At 69.5% G+C, this 6,104-nt stretch carries 4 protein-coding genes; 3 read left to right on the top strand and 1 reads right to left on the bottom strand.

Translation table 11 applies throughout. The features are described from left to right. The 3 genes from U9R90_RS32075 to U9R90_RS32065 form a co-directional block, all read left to right on the top strand. Positions 1 to 1,144 (top strand): LCP family protein (locus tag U9R90_RS32075; protein ID WP_411060526.1); only part of this gene is annotated, 1,144 nt, incomplete at its 5' end. Positions 1,145 to 1,363: 219 nt separating this feature from the next. Then, on the top strand, positions 1,364 to 3,145 hold the full coding sequence (locus tag U9R90_RS32070; protein WP_411060525.1) for an LCP family protein: 1,782 nt from the start codon (positions 1,364 to 1,366) through the stop codon (positions 3,143 to 3,145). Between the two features lie 74 nt (positions 3,146 to 3,219). Beyond that, a complete protein-coding gene (locus U9R90_RS32065) occupies positions 3,220 to 4,893 on the top strand; it encodes an LCP family protein (protein WP_411060524.1) in 1,674 nt (557 codons plus the stop codon). Here the strand turns inward: U9R90_RS32065 and U9R90_RS32060 are convergent. Further along, positions 4,880 to 5,944: a glycosyltransferase family 2 protein gene (locus U9R90_RS32060; protein ID WP_411060523.1), complete on the bottom strand. Its 1,065-nt coding sequence runs from the start codon at positions 5,942 to 5,944 to the stop codon at positions 4,880 to 4,882. The genes U9R90_RS32065 and U9R90_RS32060 overlap by 14 nt on opposite strands. Positions 5,945 to 6,104: the final 160 nt, after the last annotated feature.

Below are 6,104 nucleotides of genomic sequence, written 5' to 3'. Positions count from 1 at the left end.
CCCGCGCCGCCTCCCCCGGCACTGGCTCCGCTGGACCGCCCTCGCGGCCGCGGTGATCGTCCTCGCCGCGGCCGGCGTCACCTGGGTCCTCTACAAAAAGCTCGAAGGCAACATCACCGAGGACACCGGCACCGCGGCCGAGCTGGAGCGGTACGAGCGCGAGCGCCCCACCCCCGCCGCGCACGACGCGCAGAACATCCTGCTGATCGGCTCCGACTCCCGCTCCGGCCGGGGCAACCGCGAGTACGGCAGGGACGAGGGCACCCAGCGCTCGGACACCGTGATCCTGCTGCACCTCGCGGCCGACCGGCAGAGTGCGACCGCCGTGTCGCTGCCCCGCGACCTGATGGTGGTCATCCCCAGCTGCCGCAGACCGAACGGGACCCGCTCCGAGGAGTGGTTCGCCCAGTTCAACTCGTCGTTCCAGCTCGGCGGCGCGGCCTGCACCATCCGTACGGTCGAGAAGCTCACCGACATCCGGATCGACCACCACATGATCGTGGACTTCCGGGGCTTCAAGAAGATGGTCGACGCGGTGGACGGCGTGGAGGTCTGTCTGAAGCACCCGATCGACGACCCCGACGCGCACCTCAAGCTCGCGGCCGGAAAGCACAAGCTCAACGGCGAGCAGGCGCTCGGCTACGTACGCGCCCGCAAGACCCTCGGCAACGGCAGCGACACCGAACGTATGGACCGCCAGCAGCAGTTCCTCGGCGCGCTGGTCAAGAAGGTGCAGAGCACGGGCGTACTGCTGAACCCGACGAGGCTGTACCCGGTACTCGACGCGGCGACGTCGTCGCTGACCACGGACCCCGGTCTGGCCAGGCTCACCGACCTGTACGACCTGGTGCGCAGTATGCGGAACATCCCCACGGACCAGGTGCGGTTCCTCACCGTCCCCCGGCAGGCATACGCGTACGACCCGAACCGCGACGAACTGGTGCAGCCCGACGCGGGACGGCTCTTCGACCGGCTGCGCGAGGACGCTCCGCTGCGGGTGGCCCCGCCCGAACCGCAGACCGAACCGCAGACCGAGTCGCGGCCCGATTCGCGGCCCGACGGGAAGCCGGACGACCCCTCGCACACCCCCAGTCCCGCCCCGACTTTCCGCGGCAACACCGCCGATCGCGCCACCTGCGAGTAAAGCGATCACCAAACCCCGCACTTCCTCGGCCGGGAAAAGAACGTATTGCCCAGTTGTAGGGGAGTGGAAAACGTCACGGGCGTCGCTCGACGCTGACCTGGCCGGATAGTGTGAGCGATCCGGTGCACCCGGCCACGTGGTCGAGCACTGCAGGACCGACTGGACGGGCGCCTTGGAGGGGGAGGCGCCGCGTGGCCCCGACGGAGGATTCAGGCAACCGTGGACGCGCAAGGCCGTGGGCGGGCGGAGAACATCGACCCCGCAGACCAGTGGGTACTCAACCCGAATACCGGTGACTACGAACTGCGACTGACCCCTTCCGCAGAGCAGTCGGGAGTCCCAGGACCCCGCAGATCCAGAAGAGGCGTCAGCCCATCGAACGGTGCCCCCCACCGTCGTACCGCCGCCCCGGGCCGCAGTGACCCGGGGCGCGACGTACCCGGACGCGACCGCGACCGGCCGGGACGCGAGGTGCCGGGACAGCGCGGGCGCCGCCGCCCGGAGGACGTGGGCCCGCCCGGCCGCCGCAAGGGCAAGGCGCGGCAGTCCACGGGCAAGAAGGTGCTGAAGTGGACCGGCATCCTGCTGGTCCTGTCGCTGGTCATCGGCGCCGGGAGCACGTACGCGTACTACAAGTACCTCGAAGGCAAGATCACCGGCATAGACGACGACGGCGCGAGCACCGGTGGCTTCAGCAAGGACCGGGCGATCAACGTCCTGATCGTCGGCACCGACAAGCGGACCGGCGCGGGCAATGAGGGGTACGGCGACGCGGGCAGCGAGGGCCACGCCGAGACCACGATCCTGCTGCATGTCTCCAAGGACCGCTCCAACGCGACCGCGCTGAGCATCCCGCGCGACCTGATCACCGACATCCCGGACTGTCCGACCACGCAGGAGGACGGCTCCAAGAAGAACATCCCGGGCACCCAGCAGACCCGTTTCAACGAGAGCCTCGGGCAGTTGGGCCGCACGCCGAGCTGCACCATGCGGACGGTCACCGAGATCACCGGCATCGTGCCGGACCACTTCATGGTGGTCGACTTCAACGCGGTCAAGACGCTGTCGACGGCGGTCGGCGGTGTGCCGATCTGCCTGGCCAAGGACGTCGACGACCCCAAGTCCCACCTCAAGCTCTCGGCGGGCGACCACCGGGTCAAGGGCGACGACGCCCTGGCGTTCGTTCGCACCCGCGGCAGCTTCGGCAACAAGGGCGACCTGGACCGCATCAAGGTGCAGCAGCAGTTCCTCGCTTCGCTGATGCGCGAGATGAAGTCGAAGGGCACGCTCACCAGCCCGCTGAAGGCGAAGAGCCTGGCGGAGGCGGCGGTCGAGGCGCTGACCGTGGACAAGAAGATCGCCAAGCTGAAGAAGCTCACGGATCTCGGGATGGAGCTGGGCAAGACCGAGATGAAGAACATCACCTTCACCACGCTGCCGGTGAAGGACAACCCCGCCGAGAAGACCCCGGTCACGGTCGTCGTCGACGAGCCCAGAGCAGCGCCGCTGCTCTCCATGATCCGCTCCGACGTCTCACTGACCGAGGTGGAGAAGGACAAGAAGGCGGCGAAGAAGGAGGCCAAGGCCAAGGAGGCGGCCAGGCTCAAGGGCCCCAGGGCCGAAGCCTCCGAGGTGCGGGTCAACATCTACAACGGCAGCGGCAAGCAGGGCGCCGCGCAGTCGACGCTCACCTGGCTGCAGACCCAGCACGGCATGAACAAGGCCAGCCAGCTCGGCAACGCGCCCGAACCGCTCAAGAAGACCAGGCTCGAATACGCTGAAGACCAGGCCGACCAGGCGCGCAAGCTCGCCGACCTGATGGGTCTGCCCGCTTCGGCGCTGAAGCCGGGCGGGGGCGAGCAGACCGAACAGGGGCTTCCGGCGATGGTGCTCACCCTGGGCTCCGACTTCGAGGGCGCGGGGACGTCCATCACCGCTCCGTCGAAGGCGCCGGAGGATATTCAGAGGGTGGAAGCGGACAAATCCGTTTGCGCTGAGTGACTCCCACCGGGCCGCTCCCCGCCACAAGCGGGGACGGCCGGGTCGGGATGGCCGTAGCTCGGGGAGGGCATGGCATGGGGCGAGGCAGTGTGCAGGCACAGCAGGACAGTTATCGGGAGGGGCACGCTGCCCGTGACCTCGGCCAGGACTCTGGCGTGCGCGCGGACGGCGGGGACTCGGGCGGCTCGGGAGACGCCGGCGAACCCCCAGCGGGGAGCGGCGCGCGCCCAGGGGCAAGACCCCGGCGTCGTAAGGGCCGCATACTCCTGTGGGGCGCGGCGGCCATGGCGGTGGCGGTCCTTGCCGCGGCCGGCGGTGGATACCTCTACGTCCAGCACCTCAACAACAAGATCAAGACCTCGCCGATGCCCGACGAGAAGGGCCGGGCCGCCGAGCACACCCCCAACGCCGCCGGCCAGACCCCGCTGAACATCCTGCTGATCGGCTCGGACGCCCGCGACTCCGAGGCGAACCAGAAGCTCGGCGGCGCCCGGGAAACCTTCGGCGCGCCCGCCAAGGCCGATGTGCAGATGCTGCTGCACCTCTCCGCGGACCGCAGCAACATGTCCGTGGTCAGCATGCCACGCGACACCCTGCTGAAGATGCCCGAGTGCAAGGACCCGGAGACCGGCGAGGTCCGCCCGGCCAGCACCGGGCGGATGATGACCAATCTGAGCCTCGGCCGCGGCGGCCCCGCCTGTACGGTCGCCGCCTGGGAGCAGCTGACGAATATCCGGATCGACCACTTCGTCAAGCTGGACTTCGCCGGGGTGGTCTCCATGGCGGACGCGGTCGGCGGGGTGCCGGTCTGCGTGGACGCCAACATCCACTCGCGCAACAGCCTGGGCAAGGGCTCCGGGCTGAAGCTGGAGGAGGGCACCACCAAGGTCAAGGGCGAGCAGGCCCTGCAGTGGCTGCGCACCCGCTACGGCTTCGAGGACGGCAGCGACATCGCCCGCGCCAAGGCCCAGCACATGTACATGAACTCGATGGTCCGCCAGCTGCGCGAGAACGCGACGCTGACCAATCCGGGCAAGCTCCTCAGCCTCGGTACGAAGGCCATCGAGGTACTCGAGGTCGACGAGGGCCTCAACACGGTCAACAAGCTCATCGGCCTGGCGAACGAGCTCAAGAAGGTCGAGCCGAAGCGCATCGCGATGACGACCATGCCGTGGCAGTACGCGATCGTCGACCGCAACCGGGTCGAGCCCAAGCCGGGCGACGCCGAGCAGTTGTTCCGGCTGATCCGCGAGGACATCGCACTCGACGGCAAGGACAAGAAGAAGAAGCCGACGCCCGAGAAGCTCTCCGACGATCCGGCCGCGGAGCCCGCGGAGTTGGGCGTCCTGGTGCGGAACGGCAGCGGGACCGACGTCGAGGCCCCGGTACGCGGCCGGGCGACCGCCGTAGCCCAACTGCTGGCGGGCAAGGGCTACACGCTGGCCGCGGCGGACGGCCTGACCACCCCGGCGCAGGAGAAGACCGCCGTCAGCTATCCGAGCCCGGACCTGGAGGGCGACGCTCAGGCGGTCGCCAAGTCCCTTGGCCTGCCGCTGAGTTCGGTGAAGCAGTCGATGGACGTCACGGGTGTCACCGTCGTCGTGGGCGCCGACTGGCGCGAGGGTGACACCCCGCCCAAGGCGTCCAAGAACAAGGACGCCGACAAGACCCCGGAGTCGGCCGATCTGCTCAACGGCGCGAACGACCAGGCGTGTATGAAGGTCAACCCGGCTTTCACCTGGGAGTAGTTCGTGCCTGGGAAGCCGCGTGCACCGCGGGGCGCCGCGAGGCGATGACCTTCTTGGCCAGCGCGCGCGGGCTGGTCAGAAAGCCCCAGCCCCACGACATGTGCATGGTGGCGAGGGCGACCGGAATCTGCGCGCGCGCCTTCAGCGGCAGCCCCTTGCCCGCCGGGACGGAGCCCGCCGCGATCGCGGCCAGATAGCCGCCAGGGATGACCAGACCCCAGGGGGTGACCAGCGCGCCCACCACCAGGCCCGCCGCGATGGCGCACACGGCGGTCGGCGGGGCGAGGTAGCGGAGGTTGATCGAGCCCTCGTGGTAGCGGGCGACGACATGGCGCCAGCGGCCGTAGTCCTTGTACTGCTTGGCGAGCGCCTTGATGTTCGGCCGGGGGCGGTAGGAGACCCGCAGTTCGGGCGAGAACCAGATGTCGCCGCCCGCCTCGCGGATGCGGAAGTTCAGCTCCCAGTCCTGGGCGCGGATGAACTCCTCGTTGTAGCCGCCCTGCTGCTCCAGGGCCTCGCGGCGGAAGACGCCGAGGTAGACCGTCTCGGCGGGGCCCGCCTGGCCACCGGTGTGGAAGGCGGCGTTCCCGACGCCGATCTTCGAGGTCATCGCGGCGGCGACGGCCCGCTCCCAGTCGTTCTCGCCCTCGGCGTGCATGATGCCGCCGACGTTCTGCGCGCCGGTCTCCTCCAGGAGGCGTACGGCGGTGGCGATGTAGTTCGGCGAGAGCATGCCGTGCCCGTCGACCCGCACCACGACCGGGTGCCGGGACGCCTTGATGGCGGCGTTCAGCGCGGCGGGGGTACGTCCGGTGGGGTTCGGCACGGTGTGGACCCGGCCCCAGGAATTGGACGCCGTCTCGCGTACGAGCTCGGCGGCGATCTCGTCGGTGCGGTCCGTGGACGGGCCGAGCGCGATCACCACCTCCATCTCGCCCGCGTACTCCTGCTGGAGGATCGCGTGGATCGCGTCGCGTAGATGCCGCTCCTCGTTGAGGACCGGCATGATCACGGACACAGGGGTGGGCTGCGGGGCAGACTTCTCGCTCATCAGGCGTCACGTTACCGCGAACGGGGGACACCGGCGCGTGCCGCCCGGTCGCCGCCGCTCTGCGCATCTTGTATGGACGTACGGTTCTCAGGTTCCGGTCCCCGATTCCGGTGCGCCCGTCCGCGGAGGTGTCCCCCACGTGCCCCAGCCGCCCCGCTCC

Origin of the sequence: Streptomyces sp. E11-3, assembly GCF_046540415.1 — a bacterium.
In the GTDB taxonomy this organism is placed as follows: Bacteria; Actinomycetota; Actinomycetes; order Streptomycetales; family Streptomycetaceae; genus Streptomyces.
This window is presented reverse-complemented; position numbering and strand designations above follow the sequence as displayed.